28 protein-coding genes are annotated in these 24,869 nt (G+C 65.2%); 10 read left to right on the plus strand and 18 right to left on the minus strand.

The window, feature by feature from the left end; translation table 11 throughout:
- Positions 1–358: 358 nt before the first annotated feature.
- Together E2493_RS14240 and E2493_RS14245 are read left to right on the plus strand one after the other, a co-directional pair.
- Positions 359–844, plus strand: a complete 486-nt coding sequence (locus tag E2493_RS14240) for a hypothetical protein (protein WP_135087934.1) — start codon at positions 359–361, stop codon at positions 842–844.
- 33 nt (positions 845–877) lie between these two features.
- Entirely contained in the window at positions 878–1,597 is a 720-nt protein-coding gene (locus E2493_RS14245) for an OB-fold nucleic acid binding domain-containing protein (protein ID WP_135087936.1), read from the plus strand.
- A 199-nt stretch (positions 1,598–1,796) separates the two neighbouring features.
- Here the strand turns inward: E2493_RS14245 and E2493_RS14250 are convergent, their stop codons facing one another.
- From E2493_RS14250 to E2493_RS14285, 8 genes are all read right to left on the minus strand, one after another.
- Positions 1,797–2,570, minus strand: a complete 774-nt coding sequence (locus tag E2493_RS14250; RefSeq protein WP_167737539.1) for a cytochrome c oxidase assembly protein — start codon at positions 2,568–2,570, stop codon at positions 1,797–1,799.
- A 122-nt stretch (positions 2,571–2,692) separates the two neighbouring features.
- Positions 2,693–3,151 carry a hypothetical protein gene (locus E2493_RS14255; protein ID WP_135087940.1) on the minus strand — a complete coding sequence of 153 codons (459 nt, stop codon included), beginning with the start codon at positions 3,149–3,151 and terminating at the stop codon, positions 2,693–2,695.
- Positions 3,148–3,747: a cytochrome c oxidase subunit 3 gene (locus E2493_RS14260; protein WP_135087942.1), complete on the minus strand. Its 600-nt coding sequence runs from the start codon at positions 3,745–3,747 to the stop codon at positions 3,148–3,150. Before E2493_RS14260 ends, E2493_RS14255 begins: the two co-directional genes overlap by 4 nt.
- Entirely contained in the window at positions 3,740–5,668 is a 1,929-nt protein-coding gene (gene ctaD / locus E2493_RS14265) for a cytochrome c oxidase subunit I (RefSeq protein WP_135087944.1), read from the minus strand. The genes E2493_RS14260 and ctaD overlap by 8 nt, the downstream gene beginning before the upstream one ends.
- Positions 5,669–5,677: 9 nt before the next feature.
- Entirely contained in the window at positions 5,678–6,451 is a 774-nt protein-coding gene (gene coxB, locus E2493_RS21290) for a cytochrome c oxidase subunit II (RefSeq protein WP_167737540.1), read from the minus strand.
- A 217-nt stretch (positions 6,452–6,668) separates the two neighbouring features.
- Positions 6,669–7,271: a c-type cytochrome gene (locus tag E2493_RS14275; protein WP_135087948.1), complete on the minus strand. Its 603-nt coding sequence runs from the start codon at positions 7,269–7,271 to the stop codon at positions 6,669–6,671.
- A gap of 3 nt (positions 7,272–7,274) precedes the next feature.
- On the minus strand, positions 7,275–9,176 hold the full coding sequence (locus tag E2493_RS14280) for a PQQ-dependent dehydrogenase, methanol/ethanol family (RefSeq protein WP_135087950.1): 1,902 nt from the start codon (positions 9,174–9,176) through the stop codon (positions 7,275–7,277).
- Positions 9,177–9,821: 645 nt separating this feature from the next.
- Positions 9,822–10,631: a helix-turn-helix domain-containing protein gene (locus E2493_RS14285; protein ID WP_135087952.1), complete on the minus strand. Its 810-nt coding sequence runs from the start codon at positions 10,629–10,631 to the stop codon at positions 9,822–9,824.
- Between the two features lie 175 nt (positions 10,632–10,806).
- On the opposite strand from E2493_RS14285, the gene E2493_RS14290 reads away from it, so the two are divergent.
- Complete coding sequence (locus E2493_RS14290; RefSeq protein ID WP_135087954.1) at positions 10,807–11,238, plus strand: hypothetical protein; 432 nt, start codon at positions 10,807–10,809, stop codon at positions 11,236–11,238.
- A gap of 512 nt (positions 11,239–11,750) precedes the next feature.
- On the opposite strand, the gene E2493_RS14295 is transcribed toward E2493_RS14290, so the two are convergent.
- From E2493_RS14295 to E2493_RS14305, 3 genes are all read right to left on the minus strand, one after another.
- Entirely contained in the window at positions 11,751–12,488 is a 738-nt protein-coding gene (locus E2493_RS14295) for a hypothetical protein (RefSeq protein WP_135087956.1), read from the minus strand.
- Between the two features lie 87 nt (positions 12,489–12,575).
- Entirely contained in the window at positions 12,576–12,995 is a 420-nt protein-coding gene (locus E2493_RS22260) for a PRC-barrel domain-containing protein (protein ID WP_135087957.1), read from the minus strand.
- Positions 12,996–13,176: 181 nt separating this feature from the next.
- On the minus strand, positions 13,177–13,719 hold the full coding sequence (locus tag E2493_RS14305; protein ID WP_167737541.1) for an HdeD family acid-resistance protein: 543 nt from the start codon (positions 13,717–13,719) through the stop codon (positions 13,177–13,179).
- Between the two features lie 406 nt (positions 13,720–14,125).
- On the opposite strand from E2493_RS14305, the gene E2493_RS14310 reads away from it, so the two are divergent.
- The gene (locus E2493_RS14310) at positions 14,126–14,425 is read left to right on the plus strand and encodes a hypothetical protein (RefSeq protein WP_135087961.1); all 300 of its coding nucleotides are present in this window, start codon (positions 14,126–14,128) and stop codon (positions 14,423–14,425) included.
- Positions 14,426–14,508: 83 nt separating this feature from the next.
- Here the strand turns inward: E2493_RS14310 and E2493_RS14315 are convergent, their stop codons facing one another.
- The 4 genes from E2493_RS14315 to E2493_RS14325 all read right to left on the minus strand — a co-directional run bounded on the left by E2493_RS14315 (position 14,509) and on the right by E2493_RS14325 (position 17,228).
- Complete coding sequence (locus E2493_RS14315; RefSeq protein ID WP_135088060.1) at positions 14,509–14,979, minus strand: MgtC/SapB family protein; 471 nt, start codon at positions 14,977–14,979, stop codon at positions 14,509–14,511.
- 5 nt (positions 14,980–14,984) lie between these two features.
- On the minus strand, positions 14,985–15,983 hold the full coding sequence (locus tag E2493_RS14320; protein ID WP_225421489.1) for an AI-2E family transporter: 999 nt from the start codon (positions 15,981–15,983) through the stop codon (positions 14,985–14,987).
- A gap of 146 nt (positions 15,984–16,129) precedes the next feature.
- Positions 16,130–16,510 carry a hypothetical protein gene (locus E2493_RS21295; protein WP_225421490.1) on the minus strand — a complete coding sequence of 127 codons (381 nt, stop codon included), beginning with the start codon at positions 16,508–16,510 and terminating at the stop codon, positions 16,130–16,132.
- A 61-nt stretch (positions 16,511–16,571) separates the two neighbouring features.
- On the minus strand, positions 16,572–17,228 hold the full coding sequence (locus tag E2493_RS14325) for an EF-hand domain-containing protein (protein ID WP_135087965.1): 657 nt from the start codon (positions 17,226–17,228) through the stop codon (positions 16,572–16,574).
- A 272-nt stretch (positions 17,229–17,500) separates the two neighbouring features.
- Between E2493_RS14325 and E2493_RS14330 the strand changes: the two genes are divergently transcribed.
- The 5 genes from E2493_RS14330 (at position 17,501) to E2493_RS14350 (ending at position 22,106) form a co-directional block, all read left to right on the plus strand.
- Positions 17,501–18,673, plus strand: a complete 1,173-nt coding sequence (locus E2493_RS14330) for a DUF4118 domain-containing protein (protein ID WP_167737544.1) — start codon at positions 17,501–17,503, stop codon at positions 18,671–18,673.
- Between the two features lie 600 nt (positions 18,674–19,273).
- Positions 19,274–19,780, plus strand: a complete 507-nt coding sequence (locus E2493_RS14335) for a hypothetical protein (RefSeq protein ID WP_135087969.1) — start codon at positions 19,274–19,276, stop codon at positions 19,778–19,780.
- Between the two features lie 247 nt (positions 19,781–20,027).
- Complete coding sequence (locus tag E2493_RS14340) at positions 20,028–20,849, plus strand: potassium channel family protein (RefSeq protein WP_135087971.1); 822 nt, start codon at positions 20,028–20,030, stop codon at positions 20,847–20,849.
- A 60-nt stretch (positions 20,850–20,909) separates the two neighbouring features.
- The gene (locus E2493_RS14345; RefSeq protein WP_135087973.1) at positions 20,910–21,287 is read left to right on the plus strand and encodes a PRC-barrel domain-containing protein; all 378 of its coding nucleotides are present in this window, start codon (positions 20,910–20,912) and stop codon (positions 21,285–21,287) included.
- A 450-nt stretch (positions 21,288–21,737) separates the two neighbouring features.
- On the plus strand, positions 21,738–22,106 hold the full coding sequence (locus E2493_RS14350; RefSeq protein WP_135087975.1) for a hypothetical protein: 369 nt from the start codon (positions 21,738–21,740) through the stop codon (positions 22,104–22,106).
- Positions 22,107–22,244: 138 nt separating this feature from the next.
- On the opposite strand, the gene E2493_RS21895 is transcribed toward E2493_RS14350, so the two are convergent.
- Positions 22,245–22,397, minus strand: a complete 153-nt coding sequence (locus E2493_RS21895; RefSeq protein ID WP_225421491.1) for a hypothetical protein — start codon at positions 22,395–22,397, stop codon at positions 22,245–22,247.
- A 93-nt stretch (positions 22,398–22,490) separates the two neighbouring features.
- On the opposite strand from E2493_RS21895, the gene E2493_RS14355 reads away from it, so the two are divergent.
- Positions 22,491–22,673 carry a hypothetical protein gene (locus E2493_RS14355; RefSeq protein ID WP_135087977.1) on the plus strand — a complete coding sequence of 61 codons (183 nt, stop codon included), beginning with the start codon at positions 22,491–22,493 and terminating at the stop codon, positions 22,671–22,673.
- 226 nt (positions 22,674–22,899) lie between these two features.
- On the opposite strand, the gene E2493_RS14360 is transcribed toward E2493_RS14355, so the two are convergent.
- Positions 22,900–23,178, minus strand: coding sequence for a hypothetical protein (locus E2493_RS14360; protein ID WP_135087980.1), 279 nt, complete (start codon positions 23,176–23,178; stop codon positions 22,900–22,902).
- A gap of 437 nt (positions 23,179–23,615) precedes the next feature.
- Positions 23,616–24,326 (minus strand): hypothetical protein, encoded by a 711-nt coding sequence (locus E2493_RS14365; RefSeq protein WP_135087982.1) that lies wholly within the window; start codon positions 24,324–24,326, stop codon positions 23,616–23,618.
- Positions 24,327–24,869 lie beyond the last annotated feature (543 nt).

Here is a 24,869-nt window from a genome sequence, read left to right on the forward strand (position 1 = left end):
GCAACGGCCTGCACGCGTGCAGGCCGTTGCTTCACATGCGCCGATGCGCGATCACAACCGCCGGTCTCTGGTCCCGGCTGGATGAAAGTTGGGGGTCACGTCAACGACCAGAGCGGACCGACGGCTCTTATCCACCAATTCGGAGAGGGGCACGAAGGGCGGCTATGTGAGGAACTGCTCAGTTCGTAAGCCTAAGAAGGAGCAGATCGTCCACTCCTGTGAAGGCATCCGGCAGTAGTCGCCACCGCTTGACCAACGTCAAGATTCGGACACTGCTAGCCACTTCGTGCGCTGTCCTGTTGCGAAACAGTCGGCGGAAGCCTGTGACTTTCCGCGACACCAAAACAGGAGATGAAGCATGAACCGACATTTGCTCGGATTTTCCACGATTGCGCTCGCCGCGGCCGTTCCGGCTGCCGCGCAACAACCTTCCGGGGCCCTCCAGCCGCAGACCCGCACCGTCATCAATCCCGTGGCTCCTCCGGGGCTCGTTACCACCCGCGTCGGCCCTGGGACCTGGGTGGTCACCCCGGTCCCCGGGCTTGCCATGGCGACCCAGGTGCGCATCCAGAATTTCGCCGACTATGATCTCAACCATGACGGCGCCTACAGCCCGATGGAGTTCGCGCAGGCCATCTACTTCGTCGCGACCAGCGATCCAGTCGCGGGGAACCCGAAGCTGCCGGCTGCCGACAAATACATACAGCGGGGCGCGCCCCAGCCGATGATGCCGGCGACGGCGGTCGCGTTGCTCAATTCGACCGCGGATGAATTCGCCGCGGTCGACGCGAACAACGACTGGCGGATCACGCCGCAGGAGCTCGACGGCACGGTCGTCGGCTGAGCGCACGCCTACCCTTCAGCAACGAGGATCAAGATGATATCGACGCAAATGTTGGCCGCACTGACGCTCGCCGGCGTCGCGCTTCCACTCGGCGCCTGTTCCGACGACGCATCCGCGGCAAATGAGCAGGTCTCGAACGCCGCCGCACCGACCCCTGGCGATCGCCTCGCGCACGCCTGGAACGGCAGCTGGATAACGTTGAGCGGCCGAGTAGTCGAAAGCGGACCGAACCGGTTCCAGCTCGACTATGGGAACGGCAGGGTCACGGTTGAAATGGACGACTGGGACTGGTTCCACGAGGGGCGCGAGCTCGTCGCAGGAGACCAGGTTACGGTAACCGGTCGGATCGACAAGGACCTTGCGGAGCAGAAGACGATCGAGGCGTCGAGCGTCTATGTGAAGAATCTCGGCAGCGTCTTCTACGCCAATCCCCATGACGAGGAGGATCTCGTCGGCACCACCGTGCTGGTCCCCGGCCAGCCTGGCTGGGTGGTCGCCACCGGCAACGTCGCCGGCATCGAGGGGCGCGAGTTCAGCCTCGGCAGCGGCGGCGCGACGGTTCGGGTCGACACGGCCAAGATGGCTGAGAATCCGCTCGATTCCGAGGGCCGGTTCCAGGTGAAGCCGGGTGACCGGGTCCAGGTCTGGGGCAATTACAATGCCGGTCCGCGCGAGGATGCGGAGATCATGGCAGACGGCCTTGCCATTCTCACGCCCGACAAGACGAAGACCCAGAGCGCGTCCACCCAATGATGCCGCCGGGCGACGCCCCCAACCGCAGGAGCCGCGCCGGGCTGCGGCTCCTGTTCGGCTGCTTCGGCTTGGCTCTTCTCGTGTTCGTCATCCTCTGCGGGATCATCGTCGCCGGTCACCGGGCTTCACTAGGCGCCTATTCGGCGCCGGCGGAAGCGCGTCCCTGACCGAAGCCCTTCACCGAGATCATCACCGAGCCTCAACCCGCCTCCGGCATCAGGAGCGCCTCGCGCCCACGCCGTCGCTCGCGCGCCAGCGCCAGCCCGAGCATCAGGGCGAAGGCGCCGAGATAGACCGTGCCGGCCACCACCCACATCATCACCCCGCCGAGACTCTGATCGGAGATGCTGACCGCATCGGTCCCGTAGCTCCTGTAGAGCGGCGTCGAGGCGAGCGTGATCAGTGCCGCGAGCAGCCCTCCCTGGAAACCCATCAGGGCGAGGATCACGGCCGCTCCGGCACGGCTGAGCCGGCGGCCGCCGCTGGTCAGGATCACGCGCCAGAAGGAGAGCTCGGCGAGCAGGAAGAGCAGATGCTCGGCATCGTGCACGAGAGGATCACGCCGGGCCCATTCGTAGCTCGAGGGAAGATGCCAGAACCACAAGACAGCAATCGAGCTCAGGCAGACGAACCAGACCTCGGAGCCGTGCCGAGCGAGCGCCTTGACGCCCGGCAGGGCGGCGATGAAGCGCCCGGCCCGTCGACGCGCCCGGAGCGGAAGCGCGTGCAGCATCACGACGTACCCCTGAGACGCGGCGAGCATCGGCGGCGCCGCAACCAGGAGCACGAGATGCTGGGCCATGTGAGCGGAGAAACGCGCGTCGGCGAGGTGATCGAACGGCGGCAGCAGGACGAAGGCGAGTGAGGCGATGCCGGCGACGAACAGGACCGCCCGCCAGGTTGGCACGGCCTTGCCGCCGCCGCGACGGCGCGGCAGGCGGCGCCAGCCCGCCGCGAAGGCGCTCAGCGCCAACGCGAGCAGTCCCGCGAGAAGCACATCGCCGGCTGACGCAGAAGGGTGCTCGTGGCCGTTGCCGTGCGCCCAAGCCGGCGACGACGCGGCGAAAAGCAGCCACGCCAGAAGGTGAGTGCGTACTAGAGCCACGTGCCGGGCGCGCATCTTTGGAGGATGAGGAGCGCTGCCGCTTCTGCGGCGATCGCGACAAGGAAGATGCCGCTGACGATCAGCGCTGACACAGCCATGAACCGAGTCCGCCCTTCGCCGACGTCGAGGAGAGTATGCCTGCCGCCCGCTTTCTCGCGCCGGCTGCGCCGCCAGGCGGCCCAAGCCAGCCAGATCCCAACCGTGCCAGCGGCTAGGCTCGCCAGGTTGATGAGCAGGAGGAGCGTCCACAGACCTGGAACCACCTCCATGTCGACGGAGCTACCGCTTGGATCGCAGGCCACCGACGAAAGGGAATAAGAGGCGATCAACTGACCCAGCCAGGCGGTGGGCGCCAGGATGAGGGCGAGCAGCAGCCGCGGCGATGAGACGCGCTCGCGCTGCGGCGAAGGATGGCTGACCGCCGTCTCGGGCGCATCGCGGCTGCTCATGGCTGCTGTGGGACAAGATAGATGGTGGTGAAGACGGCAAGCCAGACGATGTCCACGAAGTGCCAGTAGATCCGGCCAAGCGCGAGCGGGAGGCTGGGCCGGCGGCGCAGCCGCCCCTGCCAGGACCAGACCGCAAGGACCAGCAACGCGAACAGGCCGGCGAGGACGTGCGCCAGGTGAAAGCCCGTCAGCGTGAAATAGGAGCAGGCGTAAGCATTGCTGTCGAACGAGAAGGGCTTGTTGGACCATTCCTTCAGCTGCACGAGGACGAAGGCGCCGCCCATCGCCGCGGTGACGAGCAGCGCCGGCAGCGGCGAGCCCGCCCTTGCCGTCTCGTAGCGCCGCAATCCGATCTCGAGCACGATGCTGCTCCCCAGCAGCAGGAACGTATTCGGCAGCGCAAGCGCGAGCGCCGGTGCGCCCCCCGGCGGCCAGTCCCCGACTGCCTGCGCACCGAGATAGCCGTGGCTGAAAATAAGATAGGCGAAGAGAATGCCCTCTGTCGCCACAAGGCAGAGCATTCCCCACCAGCCGGTGGAAAGCCGCCCCGTCCCGTTGACCGGCAGCAACCGTGCCGCGACCCTGATCTCAGGCATAGATCCTCGCTTTCTGCGCTTCGACCGGCGGTGCCGGCGCGAGCCAGGCGACCAGGACGCCGAGCGCTCCGGCAAGGCCGAGCCCGGCAATCACCCAGGCATGGGCCAGAAGGCCGAGGAACAGCAGCGTGACGCACAGGGCGAGCCCGAGCGGCAGCAGGCTGTCACCCGGCATGCGCAGGATGACGTTCGGCTCGGCGTCCATCGGCGTCGTGCCGATCGTCTCGCGACCGACGTCGAGCAGATAGCCTCGATCGAGCTGCGATCGCTCCTCCACTTCCTCCAGCCTGTCCTCCCACAAGGGGTGGCGGCTGGCGACGATCGGGATGATGTCGAAATTGTGCGGCGGCGGCGGCGAGCTCGTCGCCCATTCGAGCGTCGGCGCATCCCAAGGATTGGGCCCGGCGGGTGCACCCCGGGAGAGGCTCAGCACCAGGTTGACGAGGAACAGAAGGATCCCCGCCGCGAACAGGAAGGCGCCAACGCTGATCAGAAGATTCCAGCCGCCGAGGCCGAGATCGGCGGGGTAGGTGTAGACCCGGCGCGGCATGCCCTCGAGTCCGACAACGTGCATCGGGAAGAAGGCGATGTTGAAGCCGATGAACATCGTCCAGAACGACCAACGTCCCAGACGCTCGCCCATCATCCGGCCGGTCATTTTGGGAAACCAGTAATAGATGCCACCGACGACCGGGAAGAGGTTGATCCCCAGGAGGACGTAATGGAGGTGGGCGACGACGAAGTAGGTGTCGGTGAGCTGCCAGTCCAGCGCCGCGGAGGCGGTCATGAACCCCGAGACGCCGCCAATCACGAACAGGATCACGAAGCCGGCGAAGAACAGGAACGGTGTCCTGAACACCGGCTGCCCGGTCCAGATCGTCGCGAGCCAGGAAAAGACTGCGATCGCGCTGGGGATGGCGATGATGATGCTGGCCGCGCTGAAGAAGGAGATCGCCATCGCCGGGAGCCCGGTGGCAAACATGTGGTGCACCCAGACGCCGAAGCCGATGACCATGGTCGTGACGGTCGCCAGCGCGACCGCGGTGTACCCGACGAGGGGCCGCCGACAAAAGACGGGGAGCGCGTCCGATACGATGCCCATCGCAGGCAGCACGAGCGCGTAGACCCAGGGATGGCCGAAGGCCCAGAACAGGTGCTGCCAGAGCAGCGGCTGACCGTGTCCCGACACCTCGAAGAAATGCGCGCCGAATGAGCGGTCGAGCCACAGCATCAGACATGCGAGGCTCACCGAGGGCACCGCTAGAAGGTTCGCCGCCGAGGCGGTCACCGTGCCCCAGACGAGGATCGGCATGCGGTTAATCGACATGCCCGGGGCGCGGGTGCGAAGCAATGTCACCACGAAGTTCGCCGAGCCGACGGCGGTCGAGATGCCGAGGAAGATCAGCCCGAGCGCATAGATGTCGATGTTGATGCCCGGATCATATTCCCGGCTGGTGTAAGGGACGTAGTTGAACCACCCGCCGTTCGGCGCCTGTCCCAGCGGCACGCCCACGTAGAGGAACACCCCCGAGAGCAGGTAGAGCCAGTAGGACAGAGCGTTGACCCGCGGAAAGGCCATGTCGCGGGACCCGAGCATCAGCGGCCACAGATAATTGCTGAAACCTGAGAGCACGGGCAGCGCGTAGAGGAAGATCATGGTAACGCCGTGCAGCGAGAAGAGCTGGTCGTATTGCTCCGGCGCAAGCAGCTTCATCCCTGGCTGCGCCAGCTGCACGCGCATGACGAGCGCCTCGACGCCGCCGATCAGCAGGAAGACGATCGACGTGACGAGGTAGCGTATGCCGATCTGCTTGTGGTCGACCGTCGCGAACCAGCCGTAGACCCCCGGCGCGGTTTCCCACGTGGCCCGAAGCTTCTCACGTTCCTGGTCGGGCAGCCGGTTGCGCGCGATCGTGGCCATGACGTCTCCTCAGCGGGTTTCGAGATAAGCGACGAGCGGCTGCATCTCGCCGGGCGGAAGGTCGATGTCGGGCATGCGCGCCCCCGGCTTCACCGCCTGCGGGTGCGCAATCCAGCGGGCGAGGTTCGCGGGCGTGTTGGGCAAGGTTCCCGAGGCCAGGGTCGCGCGACCGGAGAGGTTGGTGAGATCAGGACCGTAGATGCCGCCGGACTCGGTGCCCCGGATTGCGTGGCAGGCGCTGCAGCGTCGGGCGAACACGCGGTACCCTGGCGCGATTGAGGCTCCGGTCGAAGCCCCCGCAAGCTGCCGCCTGCGCCACGCGGCGAATTGCGCCGGCGGCTCCGCCACGACCCGAAAGGCCATCAGCGCATGTTCTACGCCGCAATATTCCATGCACTGACCGCGATAGACGCCGGGGGTTCTCGCCTCGATCCACATGCTGTTGACACGCCCTGGGATGACATCGGTCTTCCCGGCGAGCTTCGGCACCCAGAAGCTATGGATCACGTCGTCTGCCCGAAGTTCGAGCCTGACCGGTACGTTGGTCGGTATGTGGATCTCGCTCGCGGTACGGAACGTCCCATCGGGCTCCGCTCCGGGGTAAGTGGCCTCCCACCACCATTGGTGGCCGGTCACCGATATGGCGAGTGGCGTGACCCCGCCGCCAGGTTGCGCAACCGCCCTCAGCGTCAGCAACGTCCAAATCGCCGATGCGATGAGGGCCACGGTCGAGACCGAGACGCCGATGTAGATCCAGCGCATTCCGCCGGCATCGCGGCGCACCGCGAGCCGGTCCGCGTCCCCCCCCGGCGCCGTCGCAAGATTGCCCCAGCGAGCAAGGCGCCCACGACGATTACGACCACCACCGAGATGATGAGCAATCCCCAGCCGAGCTGCGCGAGGCGACCGGCGATCGGAGCGTCGGCGTCGAGATAGGACAGAGGGCGAGCGGCGCACCCGGTGAGACAGATCGAAGGCGCCGTGAGCAGGCACCGGCGAGTCATTTGTCGCCCCCGGCGCCCTCGCCCGAATCGCCGTGGGCGGGGCTCTTGCTCGAGCCCGCGCCTCGTTCATCGGCAAGGTCACCCTGCAGACCTGCGTGATAGGCTTCGGTGGGGAAGCTGCCGCCGAGGGTCTCGATATAGCGGGTGAGCTGCCAGATCGACCTTTGCGGGAGTGCCCGGCCCCATGCCGGCATTCCCTTGGGCCGGCCTTCGTAGATCGACTTGTAGATCTGTACGGGTGTGCCGCCATAGCGCCAGTGCGCATCGGTGAGATCGGGGCCCATCCCACCCTTGGCAGCATAACCGTGGCAGCCGGCGCAGTTCATCTCCTTGTAGAGACGCTCGCCTTCGACGACGGCACCCGGATCACTCTCCAGAGGATTGGCAAGCCGCCCCGGCATCGTCGCCTTTGCCGCCCCGGCGAGGTCGCCGAGCGGCACCCTGGCCGGCGCGCCCTCCGGTGGAAGCGCGGAAAGGGAGGCGAGGCTCAGTGAGCGACCTCTAGCCCGCCCGTCCGTATGCACAAGCCAACCCGTGACGCCGGAGCCGAGCACCGCACAAACGGCGCCTGTGACGATCGTGCGCGCCAGATGGTTCATGGCTCAGTGCCTGCCTTTCTGGGTCTCGTCCGACTGGCTTGCGGCGGCACCCGCGGCGGTCACCATCATGCCGGGGCCACTGCCCGGCGAGGCGCCGTCGATCGAGAAGACGTAGAGAGTTCCGCCGCGCGCGGGGAAGCCTGGCTGGTCAGCCGAGACCATCGCTGCGCCGCCGACGCCGGCGAATACGGCGACATACTGCCTGCCGTCGGGGCCGGTGTAGCTAATCGGCTGGCTGACGATCCCGGAGGAAAGTTTCTGCGACCACAGTACCTTTCCAGTCCAGGCGTCGACCGCGCGAAACCAGCCGTCGACGGTGCCGTAGAAGACGACGTCGCCGGCGGTCGCAAGCGTGCCGCTCATGACCATGAACTTCTCGGGTATCTGCCAGAGCTTGCGCCCGTGCACCGGATCCCAGGCGATGAAACCGCCCCAATCGTCGCCCGAGGCCGGATACCGGACCATTTCCATCCCGTCATAGGGCGTGCCGGGGATGTAGGAGACCGCGTGGTCGGTGAGGTCCATGCACAGGTTGAAGATGCCGGTGTAGACGAGGCCGGTGCGCGGGCTGAACGCGGGCGGCTGCCAGTCCTTGGTGCCGATGTCGGGCGGACAGACGCGCTGGAGCTTCTGGCCGATCTTCGGCTCCATCGCGGCCCTGACGATGGGCCGGCCGGTGCCGAGATCGATCCCGTCCGCCCAGTTCTGATAGGCATATTGCGCGGCGACCAGCACCTCGCCGCTGTTCCTGTCGATCGTGTAGGCGAAGCCGTTGCGATCGAAGTGGACGGCGACGTCCCGGCGTACGCCCTTCCACGGGATGTTCAGCAGCATGTGCTCGTTGACGCCGTCATAGTCCCACTGGTCGTGCGGCGTGTATTGATAGGCCCACTTTGCCATGCCCGTATCAGCGTCACGGGCGAAGACGGCGCTCGTCCACAGATTGTCGCCGGGGCGCTGGTCGGGCACCCTCGGTCCTGGATTGCTGGTTCCGTAGAACACGAGGTTCGTCTTCGGATCGTACGACACGAAGCCCCAGGTCGCGGCCGCGCCGGTCTTCCACATCCCGGCCGGCCAGGTCTTCACGCCGAGATCCTTGCCCCGCATCCACGGGTAGTAAGGGCGGAAATCGGGACCGATGCGCGTCATCGTATCGGGACCGATCCCATAGGCCCGCCACAGGAGCTTGCCGGTTGCGACATCGAGCGCGGCAAGCCAGCCGCTGACCCCCATCTCGCCACCCGAATTGCCGACCAGAACCTTGTCGCCGGCGACGAAGGCCGCCATCGTCATCGTGACGCCCTTCTCGACGTCGGCGAGCTTGGTTCTCCAGACCTCCTTGCCGGTCTCCGCGTCGAGCGCGATGGTGTGCGCGTCGAGCAGGTTGTAGATCAGCTTGCCGTCCGCATAGGCCCAGCCGCGAAGCACTGCGTCGCAGCACGCTTTGCCGAGCGCGATCGGCGAGGTCTTCGGATCATAGGTCCACTTGATCGGTGCGCCAGGCTTCGAGAGATCGAGCGCGTAGGCCACGTTGGGATAGGGGGAGACGACATACATCGTGTCGCCCACCACCAGGGGCGGTCCCTCGTGCCCGTAGAGAGTGCCGTCGGAGAAGGTCCATGCCACCTTGAGGCGCGCGACGTTTGATCGATCAACCTGCCTCAGCGGACTGTAACGGGTGTTCGCATAGTCCCTCGCCGGACTCTTCCACTCGCCCGGAGGATCGTTCGGCGCGAAGTCCGCGGTCGCACCGGTGAGGGAGGTCGGCGGCGCCGCAGCGGCAGGCGCAGGATTGCTGTACGCGGTGTAGGCGGCATATCCGCCGATCAGCGGGAATATCGATCCGACAGCCGCCGCGACTATCAGGCCAGACCGACTTGTCGCATTTCCCGATGCAGATGCCATGCGCCCGCCTCTTCGAACAAGTTCGACAAAGATGAGCAGAAGCAATATTCTACATGATCAAGTCGTTCAATTGGCGGCAAAAGAATTGACCATCGTCAAGTTGAACCGCTGTTGATGACAAGGAACAGTCAAGCGACGACATGCTCGCCCGAGAGATCAACATCAGCAAAGGATGAAGGTAGCTAGCTTTCTGTCGCGACACCTCCGCTGGCCTGCTGGAGTGCCGGCGCACCTAGGCCGAAACCGGTCGGCACACCATGTCTTGAGTCACCGTACCGCCTTTTCCCCCGACGCATACCGGAGCGCCGCCTCTCAGCGTCCGACGTCCAGCGGACGTTCTCGCAGGGGAGATCGCGCCCGGGCTCGTTGCGGAGATGGTGAGGACTGGACGGACCGTGGCGCGCCTCGACGGCGTGCTCCGTCGCGCCCGCCCGGGCATGCCGACAAGAGGATGCCGGGCACCTGCCAAGGGACCTCCGCTTCGGCTCATACCCAACCTTCGTCATCCCCGGCCCGCTCCCGTCCCTGGCTGCTCGCGAACCACCAAAGCAGAAGGACCGGATGCCCGTTCCAAGACTTGTCCGCGGTCAAGAACTGCTCGCCACGCCGCCGCATCCGGCGCGAGCAGGATCCGGTCAGGAGCGGTTAGAAGGCGTGGACGCCAAGCTTCGCTTCGTCCCGGTCCGGGTAAGGATCAGGACCGCAGAACGCGTCTATCCGCGCCCGGTCCCGAACGATGATCCGGCTGCCCCGGACGTGCAGGCCATTCTCGGCAAGCAGCTGAAGCGTCCGCGACAGGGTTTCCGCCGTCATTCCGACCCGCGCCGCCAGATGGCGCTTCGGCACCGGCAGCTCGCCACTCTCGCTGAAAGGTCCTTCGTCCACCAGCCTCAGCAGAAAGGCCGCGAGCCGCTGGGGCGCGGAACGGCATTTGAGGTCCAAGATGTGCCTGACCGCCATCCGCCACTGGCCGCCGATCAACTGGATCATCCGCATGGCGAGATCGGGCGTGCGGAGCGCCTCCTCGTGCAGAACTCCAGCATCGAGCAGCAGGAGCCGCGCCGAGGTGAGCACGCGAGCCGAGGTCAGATAAGGTTCCTGGAAGAGTGCCGCGACCGGCACGAAGACGTCGCCGCCGTTGGCAAGCAGGACGCCGCACTCGCGGGGACCATCGACCCGCGAGAGCTCCACGATCCCGCTCAGCAGGACGTGCACGACCTTGCCCACCTCTCCTTGGTTGAAGAGGACGCTTCCCGGAGGGAAGCGCTTGACGCTCGCCTTGGAAAGGAGCCGGTCTGTTACGTCGGACGCGAGACCGGCGAACAACGGAACTCTGGAGGCAATTTCCTTGTCGCCGTCCTTCATGCGTGCCCGCTCCAAAGCTCGCTGCCGCGGCTGACCTCCAAGCTCTACTCCGCTGAAAGAATGGTCCATAAAATCCTGAACAGTCAACATTCTTGGTCACCTCATTTAGCACGCCCCTGGCCACCCGCGCTCTTGGCGCAGGCCTGCCCCGTCTGGAAAAGCCGGTTTCGTCCGCATGCTGCTCAAGCTCGACAAACATGAGAAAACTGAGTGAAATCAGAGCGGTCAGGTAGCGGGACTTGATCATCCTCAATTCTTCCGAACCATGGAACTCGCTCCGGTCCCCCGCATTTGGCGGCTGCAACAGCTTTGCGTCCCGCCGGTGCGGCGGGCGGGGGGTGCCGACCACGTCGCGGCAAAGCGGCAGGGCATGGCAGCAAGGAAGGCGGTGTCCGCAGTGGGCTCCAAAGCAGATCTGATCCAATGGCTGAGCCAGGAGCGCGAGCGCGTGCTTCGCGAGGTCGAGCGGTTCGCCACCGGCAAGTCCCAGTTGTGCAAGCAACGAAGCGGAGTCATGGTCGATGTAACCGGGGAGGCGCTGAAGGATCTTCGCCGCCGCAACAACGAGCTTGAACGAAAGCTTGAGGAGCTCGGCTCCCCCGTCGCTCCTGCCGACGCGCGCGCCAGCTCCCATGGGCCGAGAAGCAAGGCGTCTTCGCCGACCGCATCTGCGGGGCGGCGTCCCGGCGATCCCTGAGCAAACGACGCCTCTCGACAAGCCCAGCGAGAGCCGTGCTTTGAATGCTCCGCAATCGACTGAACTGAGCTGGACATGACGATTGTCCCGGTTCGCTCCCGCTCCCCATCTTGCCCCGTTTGAGCTTCATTGCTTGATTGCTCCGTGGAAGTCTGCGGAACGCCATCACGAGGAAAGGCCGGGCGGGGTCCCGGCGAAGAGAAGGCGCTAAGCAACGGGACCCGGCGGTGGTCGAAGCCGATCGATCCTCGGCCGCGGACGACCGAGGATCGACCGGGCAGTCATCGGCACATCGTGCTCGTCGACCGCGCCGCGCCGCTACAATCCCCTTTCGGCAACGACGCCAAACCAACGACAGAGAGGCGGGTGCGGCCGCAAAACTTGTCTGACGTCAACTCGTGCAACCCGTGAAGACGTTCCACGTCTCTGACCGCGCCCGGCAGGTGGGACGCGCCGGTCGCTGCACCGGATGACGACCGCCCTCTACCGCCGAGGAGCCGAAAGAGTCCTCATCAGCGCGCAATAAGCAGCAACAGCGCGAAGCCTGCCGCGCCGGCAGCCAGAGCGCCGAAGCGGCTTTCCCGATCCTCCGGCAGTTCCTCTTTCAAGACGTTCAGCACGAGTCCCCCGGCAAGAAAGCCGAAGACGAGCGCGATCAGCAGGGGCGAAAGCGCGAAGCCTGTCCCGATCAGCCAGCCGAGCGGCGGCGCGGCAGCGAGCAGCCATCTCCCTGTCCTGTCATAGGCGTCGCCGTGATATTCCCGCAGCCCCTGGTCATTGACGACGAAGTGCAGACCGAGCGCGATCGCATAGATGACGAGCCCGCGGAGGTCCGCTTCCTCGCGATGGACGAGCAGATAGCCAATCAGGACGGAATAGACCGCGTAGGAGGAGAGATGGATCCAGAACACGCGCGGCGAGGAGCCGGGTTGCCCGACATCCCGATTCTTGCGCTTCGACTGACGCACAAGGCGATCGAGGCCATAGAACACCACGAGCCCGAGAAGGGCCGCCAGATAGATGTGCGATTCGACGGCGAAGGCGTTGGCGCCGATGTGGCGCGCGCTCGCCTTCTGCCATTCCGCCAGTTCCGGCAGGAGGTGAACGAACACATAGGCAAGGGAAACCCCTCCAGCGAGAGACAGCCAGATGCTTCGCGGCGTACGTTGAAGGAAGCGCAGATCCTTGCCGACGATATGGACGAGCGCGAAGGCGGCAGCGATTATTCCAGTAAGGAGCAGGTTCGGCATGTACCCTCCGTTTCCGGCAGCCGATGGCTTGCCGGGTGGTGATGTCCGGCGGAGAACCCCGGGACCGGTTTCGCCACTTGAGCGAGCTCAAGTGGCACTCGCCTCTCGCGGCTCTCTAGAAGTCCCGTAGAAGCGCCGCAGGCGCGCCTCGTAGTCGCTGCCCCACGCGGGCGCAGTTCCATGCTCGTAGCTCGGTGCGCGGCAGAGTCTCCTGCGATCCACCTCCGCGGTGAACACCTGCCGGCGGACGTCGAACCGAAGCCACTCCCACGGGACTGGGTAGAAGCGTTCGCCGATGGGGAACAAGCCGCCGAGAGTGAGCACCGCGGCCCGGACGCAGCCGGTGCAAAGGTCGACCATCAGGTACCGAACACTACCAATCCTGGCTCCGCTCGCATCCAAGACGGCCACGGAGTCTATCGGGGCGCGCACGACGAGGCGTGAGTGCGGCGGCTTGCCCGGCAGGATCGACCCCTGCGCCTCCGCCCCGAGCACATGCCCGCTCATCACGCGGCGCCGAACGCGCACCTGCGCTGCTCACCGCCTGTAGATGCAGCGCGAAGCAACGCGATCGCGTTCGTGAAGCAAACGAGATCCGTGGGCGGACTGGCCAAACGACGCGTGCCCGCGCCACCGGCCAGCTTTGACCTTCGAACGCTCGGAGAGGACGCGTGCATGCGCGCATCCTTCATTCTGCCGACTCCCGCGGCATGCGCCAGGTCAGCCGCCAATAGCCTATGCCCTGCGCCAGGAGCATGATCCCGCCGATGACAGCGATCACCCCCACGATTGCGGCCAGGGAGAGCATCGTCCATTCGGGAGCAACCGCGAGAAGCACGAGCACCGCAAGAGCCGCGCAGATCGACAGGGCGCCATAGAGGATCAGCAGCAGCTCACCCCGGGTTTCCTTCCGGTGGCGAACCGCCGAAAGGATCTCGACTCCCCCGGTTGCGGCGCACCAGATCGCAATCAGTACCGCGCCGAGGACGCCGACGCTCACCATCGCGAGGAAGGGCGCCGCGAGGAAGGCCGCGCCCACGAGAACCCCGGCGACTCCCCGAAAGATCAGAGCGACTCGGCGGCTGCGGTGAGAACGGCCGGCGGCGAACAAGGCCATCATGCCGTCCGAAAGCGCGTAGACGGCAATGATGATCGTCATGCCGAACCAGGCGCGAAACGGGAATGCCACAGCGAGCAGACCAATCAGGACGGCGACGATGCCGCGGATCATGAACCACGATGGCTCGTGGGGCGCCGTCCATGACCCGAACTCATTTCCGACTGTGTGTTGCTCACCCAAGCTCGCCCTGCCCGTCATTGATCGCCTCCTTTTCCGACGATTGCACGCGTAAGAGGGGCCCTGCGTTCCGATGATTGAGGTTCGTCAAGGCCGCTGCCCCATCGTGGACGGAAGCCGGCACGACGATGACCGGCGGCGCGCTGCGGACGCCAGAGGCGGCGCCGCGCACCTTGATCACCGTCAATTCGCGGCACGATCTGCGTGGCGCGGAGTCACGCTCGAGAGAGGTTCGAAGTTCCTGCGGAGCAGGCTGTGGCCCGCCTCGCCGATGCGCCGGCGGCGCGCCGGAAAGATGGTATCGCCGCCGCGGGCCAGGGCGGCGGGAATGGAGGATCGGATGACTCCCACCGAAGCCCGCGAACGCCACGAGTGCCTCAGCTTCCTGGGGCTGCGCGCCCATGCGACGTCTTCCGCGCTGGTGCAGCTTCGCCAGGAGCTGGTCGCCGCTAACCTGCTCGACGCAGCAGCAATGGCCCGCATAAAGGAAGCGATCTGCGGCGAGATCAGCGTCTCCACGCCCCATGTCCACGCGCCGGCAGAGTTCGAGGCCTCGATCAGGAACCGTCTCGACACGATCTTCATAGGCGCCCAGGATCGGGGCACCGCTTGCCCCCTCGCCGGGCGGAATCCTGGATGAGGAGAAAGCGTGTTAGGCACGGACGCCCGGCGCGCGGAAACGGTGGCTAGTTCCAGGGGCGGCCGCAAAGACCTCGGACTCGATCAGTCAGGTCCCTCCCCCGGGTCGTATTTGTCGATGAACGGACCGCTGATCAGCAGCAGCAGCAGGACCGTGACGCCGAGCGCCACGGCAATAGCGAGAAACCCTGCGCCGGCGAGGGTCCCGATCGCTCCCGCCGCCCACACGGAAGCCGCCGAACCCGCTCCCTTTACGTAACGGCCCTCGCGGAACATCGCTGCGCCGCCCAGAAATCCGATGCCGGTGATGACCCCCTCGAATATTCGGGTTGGATCGACCCGCACCTGCGGATCGGTCGCGCGCTCGCCGAGCTCAATGCCCGCGAAGGCGAGTGCGCAAGCTGCGAGAGAGATGATGACGAATGGCCGAAAGTCGATCGGCTTCGACCGGAAGTAGCGTTCGAGCCCAATCAAAAGGGGCAGCAGGAAGGCGACTGCGAAGCGGAGCAAGGCTTCGTCCCAGCCGATCGAGATTGCGACGAACGTAGCGTCCATGTCGGTCAACGCGCACCCGGTATCGGCGTCTGCGTACCGAGCGCTTCCTTGACGTACAGCCGTTTCACCAGCACGTAGGACACGACGAGCAGCGGCGCTGCGAAGATCAGGCCGACCGTTCCGAAGACGACGCCCCCTGCCACCACGCCGAAGACGGTGAGCGCCGGCGGCAGATAGACCGCCTTGTGCTGGACGATCGGCATCACGAGGCTTCCCTCGACCTGTTGCACCCCCAAATAAAGGCCTGCCGCCCAAAGCGCCGTCTCGGGACCGTGCAGCAGCGCGATGAGCACTCCTGGAACGGCGGCCAGGATGGGCCCAGCGTAAGGGATGGCTTCAAGAAGGCCTGCGATCAGCCCGAGAGCAAGGGCGGTGGGTACGCCTATCATCCAAAGTCCAACACCCGTCATCAGGCCGACAACGGTCATCGAGACCAGCTGCCCAAGCAGGAAACGCTTCAAGGCCCGCCCGCTGTCATCGAGGGCATCCGCCACGACGCCCCGCCGCGCTTCTGGAACGAGCTTCAGCACGCCCTTGCGGTACAAAGGGGGGTTGCTGGCGAGGAACACGGCCCCGAACAGCACGAGCAGCATATCGAGGAAGGCAGCGCTGAGCCCGAGAGCGATGGATCCGATATCGGCGAAGAACCCTGCTCCTGACGGCGAGAGTCGCCGCAGCTGCCGCACGAGGTGCTCCCCTCCAGGAATGCTCATCAGCTTGCCCTCGAGCGTGCTCCAGGCAGTGGGCAGCGTCTCGGCAAGCCCGCGGAACTGATCACCGACCCGGTAGCCGAACAAAAGACACAACAGAGCGAGCGAGGCGGCAATGAGGAGGAGCGCGGTCACGAACGCCAGCCGCGCAGGCACGCCGGTCCACCTCGTAACGAGATCCGCGAGCGCCCGCACCGGCACCGCCAGCACAATGGCGCCGAACACCAGCACGAGAAGGTCGAGCAATCGGAAGGCCAGCATCAGAACCAGCATGATGGCTGCGGCCGTCAGCATCACTCGCAAGCAAAGGCGATATGCCTGATCCTGTTCACCCATCGTGTCGCGGGCGCTCCGCGTCGTCGTTGAAAGCCTTTCCGCAGAAAAGACGGCCGCGCGTGGAGCGTTCCATAACTTGTCCAAAGGCAAGATGCGGAGGGCTGCTAATGCCGCATCTTGCTCATCGTGCTTACCATGAAGGCCGTAGACCAGCCGATGACGACGAAGCCCACCAAGGCTTCGATAGCGCCGATGAGCCGCCAAGCCTCGGGGAAACGGTCGGCCGTCCGCCCCAGCGTCGCGTATGCGGAGGCCGAATAATAAAGCGCATCCTCGAGCGACCCGAATTTGGCGATCACCAAGTAGAATGCCGCAAAGACCCAGATCTCGAGGATGTGAAGCGCGAAGACGAGAAAGCCCAGGCATCCCAGGAGAAGGACGGCGCCGGCATCGAAGTCGCGCTGCTTCAGCCGTTCGTCCTTCAGACGAAGCACTCTCGCGATGCACACGAGGCCGGTACCGTGGATGATCGTCATCAGCAGCACGAAGGCTGCCGACACGGCGAGTTGAATGCCGAGTTGCTCCGCCGGGTTAGCAGCCTGCACGCTACGTCTCCCCGACGGTGCCGTCCGCTAGGGAGGCGCCGGCCGAGGGCGCCACATCGTTTCGCATCGAACCGGCTCGGCCTCCCCCCGCCTCAGGCCGGATGCGTTCGAATTCAGCGGGACTGACGGTCAGGTCGTCGTCGCGGTCCCGCTGCATGAAGGACTCGATCGACTGGTTGAGAGCGGCCGTTCCGACATAGGGCGGCATGTCGTCCGCCTTCTGCCCCTGCCGGCAGGGGCGTACCCCGTCGACCTTCCAGATCGCGAACTCCGCGGGACTCATCCGGCCGTCGCCATTCCGGTCGAGAAGTGCGAAGGGCGTTGCAACACCATCGGCGGGTGCCGGCTGGCAGCCTCGCGCGACCGTGCCCGTCGTAGCTGGAGCTGCTTCACTGGATGGCGCCGTCCCACCACTCAAGGCAGCGGTTGTGCTGCCGGGCACCGGCCAAGACGAGACAGCGAAGGAGGAGCCGGAAAACTCGGGGAAATCGCCCCCCAGTTTCTCGGCCGACGTGAAATTTTCCTCGAATGCGACGGCGTCCGGGTCCAATGGGCCGTCGGCTGCAACGCGCGAGCCGACCGCGCCCAGCAGCACGCCTGCAAGAAGAGCCGGTATCCAGCGATGGTGCGGCCTGTCGGGTTCCGCCTCGGCTGCCATGCTCGCTCTGCTCCTCGCGGTCCCCCGATGGAACGACGCACGTTCCGGAGCCGCGTTTCCAGGATTGACCGAGAGCAAGCCCGCGCCGTCATTCTCGAGCGCTTCGGCCGGAGAACGGCCGGCCGTGGGCACCGAACGTCGGCAGGCACGTTCATTACGGCGATGCATTGAAACGCGAGGGAAATCCCATGGATTCGTACCACGGCCTCGCCGGTCCCTCACCGTCAGCGATGGCGCCGCCGACAACGGAACGCCCAGGCGTTGTCCTGGCTGTGCTCCAAGGCAGCGAAGCGGAGCAGGTGCTCGCGGAAGCGAAACGGCTCGCCGACGGCCTCGGCCAGCCTATGACGGCGCTGCACGTCGAGACGCCGGAAGGCGCGCCGCCCGCGAAGATCCTCGAAGTCCTGCAAGCGTCCGCCGAAATGGGAGCGGAGACGGTGAGCATCCCCGCGTCGTCGGTGCTCGACGGAGTCGTGTCGCAAGCAGCTCAGGCGAGTCATGTCGTGCTCGGATCCCGACCGAGACAAAGTCGCATCGCCCGGCCCTCTCTCACCGAGAAGCTGCGCGCCGCTCTACCGGACAAGGTCCTCGTCTCCGTTGCCTATTCGAAGCAGAGCGAGCCTCTCACTCAGGTGCATGCCAGGTCCGCCGAACGAAATGCCGGGATCGTGTATCTCATCGCCTTTGCGGCCATCGCGGCCACCGTGTCGCTCGTTCTGGTCTTGAGGCCTCTCATCGGCCCGCAGGGGCTGGCTCTCCTATTCCTGGTCCCAACTCTTGCGGTCGCCGCCCGATGGGGTTTCAGGCCAGCAATGTTCGCAAGCGTGCTCGCCGCCGCCAGCTTCAACTTCTTTATCCTCAAGCCGGCTTTTGCCTTCCGTCCAGGCACGCCGCAGGACGTCCTGATGCTTGGAACGCTCGTGGCTCTGTCAGCCTATACGAGCTTCATCACCGGCAGCCTGCGCAAGCGCGCGATCCTCAGCGATCGAAGCGCCCAGGAGAATGCCGCCCTCGCCGCCCTGGCCAGGGATCTCACCAAGGCAGCCGATTGGGACAGCACCGCCGAAACCCTCTGCCGCGGCACCGCGCCGCTGCTGGGGCTGGAAGTCGCTGTCATGCGCGAGATCGACGGTGAACTGGTCATGGCCGGCGCGAGCCCTCCCGATCCAGTCTTCGGGCCGGTCGATCAGGCTGCGCTCGCCTGGGCCTGGAGCAACGGCGAGGAAGCGGGCAGCGGCACCCAGGTCCTTCCCGCGGCCAATTGGCAGTTCCATCCCCTCAAGACATCCCTTGGCCGACTGGCCGTGCTCGCCGTGGCACGACACGACGGCCGAAATCCGCTCGTGGCGGAGAAGCAATTGCTCTTCTCCACCATCCTCGCCCAAGCGTCACTCGCCCACGAGCGGCTGCGCCTCGAGGACGAAATGCGCTGCTCGCCCGGCTGACCGCGACGACGTTCGCAGGAGGAGCGCCACGGACGGCCCTTGACCAGCATCAAGTTCCGGAGCCCCCCTCCGCCTTCTCGGTTCGACACGGGAATGCCACCGCAAGGAGAACTACCATTTCCCTCAACAACGGGCGCTGGTTCGCACTCGCGGCCGCACGGATGGATTCCCGGAGTGCTCGCAGAAGCAGGGCGACAGAGGCGCGCGGCGTTGCGATCGATGTAGCGAGCATCAACGCCGCTGCTTCGACGGAAAGGCTCGCCGGAGTCTCTGACGGCGGATGGATCAACCTCGCCGACAACCGCGGGGCGGCGAGCCCCGGTACGGCCGCTCTCCGACAGGTTGGACAGTCCCGGTCGCGTTCAGGCGAGGAGTGAAGGACGAGGGCGGATGGCCACCACCCAGCAATGGAGCATGAACTCTCGGCGAGGCCGCCTTGGCCTCATCGGCCTCGCCCTCGCCGCGCTCGCAGTGGGAGTCATTCTCTATTGGGCCACCGAATCGCGGGACGGCAGCGGCGAAGCGTTGAAACGGCAAGCCGATGCCTCGCAACCAGCATCTTCTCCACCACCGCGCGAATGGATCAGGATCGCCGGTATCGTGAGATCGAGTTCGGGAAAGGGCTTCGTTCTCGCCCATGGCGGCGAGACGTTCATGGTCGAGATGGACGACGCCGATCCGACGTTCAAGGAAGGGTGTTCGATCCGGCCGAACGACCAGGTGATCGTGACGGGCACCGTGTCGAGGAGGGATCCGTCACCGCGCGTGATCGAAGCGGCGAGCGTCTACCTGCCTAACCTCAATACCTATTTCTACGCCAGCCCGGCCGACGAGGAGCGGGGCCTCGCACTGGGGCCTGCAGACGACGTGCAGTCGCCGATCGCGGTCACCGGCGTCGTCGAGGCCGTGCGCGGCTCCAAAATTACGCTCAGCGTCGGGAACTCGACCTTCTCGACCGACACGCGCGCCTTGCCCGCCGCGAAGATGCCGACGAGCATCGGAGTAGGAGATCGGCTCCGGGTCTCAGGCGAGCTGGCGCCCGGTTCAGGCGAGATGCGCCTTGTGCCGAGCCAGGTGACGCGCCTGCGCTCGCTGCGTCCCAACTGAAACGTGCTCGCCCGCCGAGACGACCTACCCGTCTGCTGTGGGAGCGCAACGGAGCGGCCAAATCGCCTCCGCCCGGATCCGCGCCGCGGTAAGAGCAATCGCTGCTCCGCTCGCCAATTCCCAGCCTGCGCCCCATCGCGACCGGGCCCGAAGCGAGGCGCAGGGCAGGCTCGGGCGTGTCGATGGAACATCTCCGCCTGAGTTGAACGTTCGGATCGCCCCAGCAGCCGCAATCGAGGAAGTGCACATGGAGGACAGGAGGAGGACGCTGGAAGATCTCGAGGAATGGCTTCGTACCCCGATGCTCGTGCTCAGCCTCTTCTGGCTGGGCATCGTTCTGCTGGAGCTCACCGGACGAGGCGGAGCTGCCCTGACGTTGATTGCGACGGCGATATGGATCGTCTTCATCGGCGAGTTCGGCCTGCGATTCTGGCTCGCTCCGGAGAAGATGCCGTTCCTCCGGCGCAACTGGCTCACCGCGCTGGCGCTCCTGGTGCCCGCCTTTCGCATCCTCCGGGGCCTTGCGGTGCTGCGCGCTGCGCGGGTGCTGCGCGGCGCCCAGCTCGTCAAGGTCGTCGGCAGCGTCAACCGCGGAATGAACAGCCTGCGCGCCTCCCTTCGCAGACGCGCGTTTCACTACGTGCTGGCACTGACCATGCTCGTTTTGCTGCTCGGCGCCGCAGGAATGGCGAACCTCGAGTCCTCGGGGCAGGTCGAGGGAGGTTTCGCCTCTTACGGCGATGCGCTCTGGTGGACGGCGATGCTCCTTGCCAGCATCGGCACCGATTTCTGGCCGAGGACCCTCGAGGGCCGCCTGCTTGCGTTCCTGCTCGCGCTCTACGGCCTTGGGGTCTTTGGCTACCTCACGGCCAGCTTCGCCAGCTATTTCGTCGGACGCGACGCCGACGCGCCCGAGGCGGAGGTCGCCGGAAGCCGGGACATCAGCGCGCTTCGCGACGAGATCCGTGCTCTGCGCGAGATGCTGGGAAACAGCACCGGCCGGGGTCCAGAGCAGGCATTGACGCCGGTCAATAACCGGAACGACGCGCCGGCCGATGCGATGAAGTGAAGACAGGCGCAGGGCCCGAAGCGGCCGCCGCCTGCCCTCCCACCATGAAAGGACATCCCGATGACACATGAAAACGACAGCGACACCTTGGCGCGCGACGAGACGAGCGATATGATCGCATCCGACAAGGTGGAGGGTACCACCGTCTACAACCAGAGCGGCGATCGGCTCGGCACGGTCAAGCACTTCATGGTCGGCAAGCGTGACGGCAAGGTCCGGTACGCGGTGATGAGCTTTGGTGGCTTCCTCGGCATGGGCAATCGCTATTACCCGCTGCCGTGGAATGCCCTCACTTACGACGATCGCCAGGGCGGCTACGTCGTGAACCTCACTCGAGACCAGATCGAGCAGGCGCCGTCATACGAGGACGGGCAGGAGCCGACCTACGACCGCTCTTATGGTCAACGCGTATACGGCTATTATGGCTTCGCCTATTGAGCTGCCGTCCGGGCCTGAGGCTCGCGTCGGCCCGGTCGCAACGCGGCAACGTCTCGTCAGCGCGCCGTCCGACTGTTTCTCCACGGGGAATTGATCTCGGGCAATTCGGCAGTCGTTCCTTGCAGTCGGGGGTTCATCTCCCGTCGGCAAGTCTGGCCATGACGCCGGCGCGGCCGAGGGAGCCTCATCACACTCCCTGAAGGCCGCCGATCCCCGGCCGTTGCTGGTGCGGCCGGGGATCGACTGCCACGCAAATCCTGACGGATTTCCCTCCCGCATGTGCGCGTCCAGTCGGTCCACCGAGGGAAAAAGCCGCGCTCGAGGAGGACAGTTCGCGAACATAGGCAACGGATGCTGGGCCAACGATGCGTCGACAGCTGATGACGCTCAACTTCACGAGGCTCACGGCGAACGGGCGATTATCTGGAACGTTAAAGAGGAGACCGGAACATGAAGATCGGTGCGGGACTGGTGCTCTTCGCCTGCCTCCTAGGTGCATGCGAAAAAGACAGCCTTTCGTCGGCCGAGGCAAGCGAGGCTGCCAAGCAGCACGTTCGCGAGCAGCTGGGTCTCGCATCTGGCGCCGCACTGTTCAGCAACGTCTATGTGGGCGATCCGGTCGACGGTGAACCGGTGCTCTGCGGGACGGTCAGCGGCAAACGAGAGGACGGGACAATCATCACCCCGAGGCGCTTCGCAATTTCGACCGAAAACCCGCGCTGGCTTCTCTTCGAGACGGTCGACCGCCAGCCGCTTCCTTCCCGCCCCGACAAGTTCATCGAATGGCACACTACCTGCTTCAACGAGGAAGAGACCTGATGGAACTGGATCCGCCGCCTTGCCGCGACGGTAAATCCAAGGGTCCGAAGCTCGGCAGCGCGCTGACTGCCAGGACATAGAGCAACGCTCTGCGGCTGAAAAGGCATCGTCCGCGATCTGCCTCTTGAGTGGAGCGGCCTACGGCTGGAGCGAACGAGCAGCCTTCCCAGCCGGCTCCTGCACATTCTGCGCCTCCCGAACGCGGTTGCTCTCCGCGAGGATCTTGCCCGTCTCTTCCTCGCTGCCGTTCGTGTCCGGCGACTCGCTGCTCAGTGATGCGTCGCTGTCCATTCAGAAGAAACTGATAGAGATTGAGCGCGTTCAGGAACCGATTTCGACCTCAGAATAGATGACGTGCTGGCCGACCCCTGCGAAGAACCGAGCATGACCTCACCGACCGACTCTCCGGAAGAGCTTCTCACGAAGGCGGGAACCTGCCGCCGCATCGCAGAAGGAATGGGCGCCGATCCGCTCGCGCGGAACTTGATCGAGATAGCCGAGGACTACGAAGCCCGTGCTGCCGAACTACAGGGCGTTATCACCGTGATCGCGGATCAGCCCGCTTAGCCCCTCCCGCAGGGCGTGTTTGCAGATTGCCTAATCGCCTCAGGATCGGGTGCGGTGCTGCCTCGAGGGGCTACGACGCGTGCCGGCGTCCTTTCGGGCAGCGGCCAGTTAAGTGTGGTCCCCGCGTTGCGAAGAGAGTGCCCGGTCAAATCATTCTTGCGAGCTTCGGGGACAGGGAGGTTGCGCCGTGCCCCCGTGCCTCCCTGCCCCTACCGAGAATGGAAGATCAGGACGTCCTGCTATGGATTGCCGCGGATAACGCTCTTGGTGACGAACTCAGCGCATCCCAGTCGACACCGCCACGCTCGCGCCAGGACTCGAAAGCCTCGTCATTGTAGGCGAGGTCGAGATAAAGCGCCGCCATATGATAATGTGATCTGACCACGCCGGGATGATCTGACGACTGTGCGCGGTCGAGTTCCTGCTCGGCGCGTCGGACGAAGTAGCGTTTGTCCGACCTCTCACGTGCATTCGGTGCTGGCGCCTTCGGCTCGTATGACTTCATCATGCCCTCCCATCTCCGAGATTTCCCGAGATTTGCGTCCGGGATCGACGATAGCGATCTGTCGCACGTCCCATCCGGCCCGCGCCCATGCGCGGACGCAAGCTCGGCCTATCGAGACGCAAGTTGGTTGCTGGAGCATCCAATTAGCACCGAGGAACCTCCCCGCGCCCGCTGACGAACACCGCGGCGACCGCCGACGTAGGCCCTGCATGAAGCAAGCGCGGGAGAGCCGTTCCGTTCCTATATTTGATGTGGGTCAAACTCGGGCGCAGTGGCTGCCTGCAGGACCGATGCGGCCCCGCTCTGTCTGGCCGCGGCGGAATCCAGTGACTGAAGTCAAAGCGCGTGGATACGGCAGCTCGTCGCTGACTAGTCCTACGGCTGAGGCACATCTCGCGCGGTGGGCGGCGGGAGCCTCGTTGGGCCCGCATGCACGACTAATCGTCGACCACAACGCTGACGATGCCGCTGCTCGCCCCCGACAGAGCATCGACGAGTTCGTACTTCAGCGTGAGCGGCTCGGCCGAGTTCGGCGCCTTCTCGAAATACAGATATCCTTCGACGCGGCCGCCGGGATCAAGAACGCCTTCGGGCAAACCCCAGCGGCGCATGCCAGTGGTCGGGAGCGGCTCGCCGTCGTAATAGCTCTCGTACAGGGCGTAATATGCAGGATCCAGGCCGATGGCCGTGTCAGCCAGGGGCTGCCCGGGATAGGCCCGCCCATAGAGCCGAGCCAACCTGAAGCCCGAGACTTCGAACTTCTGATCCCGCACCGCGAAGGCGTGCGGAAGCTCGGCCTCCCCGGCTGCGGAACGCTGCACCCGGTAAAGGGGCAAGGTGCGGAACTCTCGTCCATCGCGACCAACTAGCTTGATTCGGTTGTAGGCGAGAAGAACCGGCTTGGGTCCGTGGTTTTCGAGGGTGATCTTCACTGGAGTGAGCTTGGACGTGATACGAGCCGGCCCCGGCCAGCGATCTACTTCCGCCGCGCGCATGACCAGGCTTTGCACCGCGGGCGCCGAGATCTGCGCGGATGCGGGCAGATCGATGGGCGTGAGCGCCGTCATTGCGAGCAGGATCAGTGCGTGCGCCCAAGGGACGCGCCGACCTTTAATCGAGGGAACTCCGCTTGAAAGCATCCCTGCCATGGTCGCGAACTCCTGTCATCGACGCTATCGCAGTCACGCCCAGCAACATGGCCAGGACGGCTCATGGCCATGGGCGCGGGTGCGCATGTTCAGGATCCATGCTCTGGATAACCAGGAATGGACCCAGTGAAGCAATATACGCGGCGGGGCGGTAGCCGGTGACACGATTTGACCTTCGTCAATCCACTTCCGGGACTGTCAGCATCCTGCCGCACCCCGTCGCCAATGTTGCCCGAGTCGAACGCCCGTTCGGAAAGTGCCCGCTTCAATGGAGGCGTTAAACTAAGATATTCTTTTTCATAGGGAAATTCTAGGCCCACAGCCGAACAGGATAACTTCGAAGACAATCCAATACGCGGATTGAAGTGATAGGATTGAGAGGCCCCATGCATCAAAAGAGCGGCCCGGGAGACCCATTGCCAAGTTTCCGCGTGGACCAGAATCTCCGGACGATCGTTGTTAACCGTGTCTTCTATGTGTAGCCGTCGGCCCGGCGCCGAGGCTTGCCAACGTCAACGGCAGAAGATTCAGGCGAAGCAGTCG

Source organism: Sphingomonas parva (ex Maeng et al. 2020) (assembly GCF_004564275.1).
Taxonomy (GTDB): domain Bacteria; phylum Pseudomonadota; class Alphaproteobacteria; order Sphingomonadales; family Sphingomonadaceae; genus Allosphingosinicella; species Allosphingosinicella parva.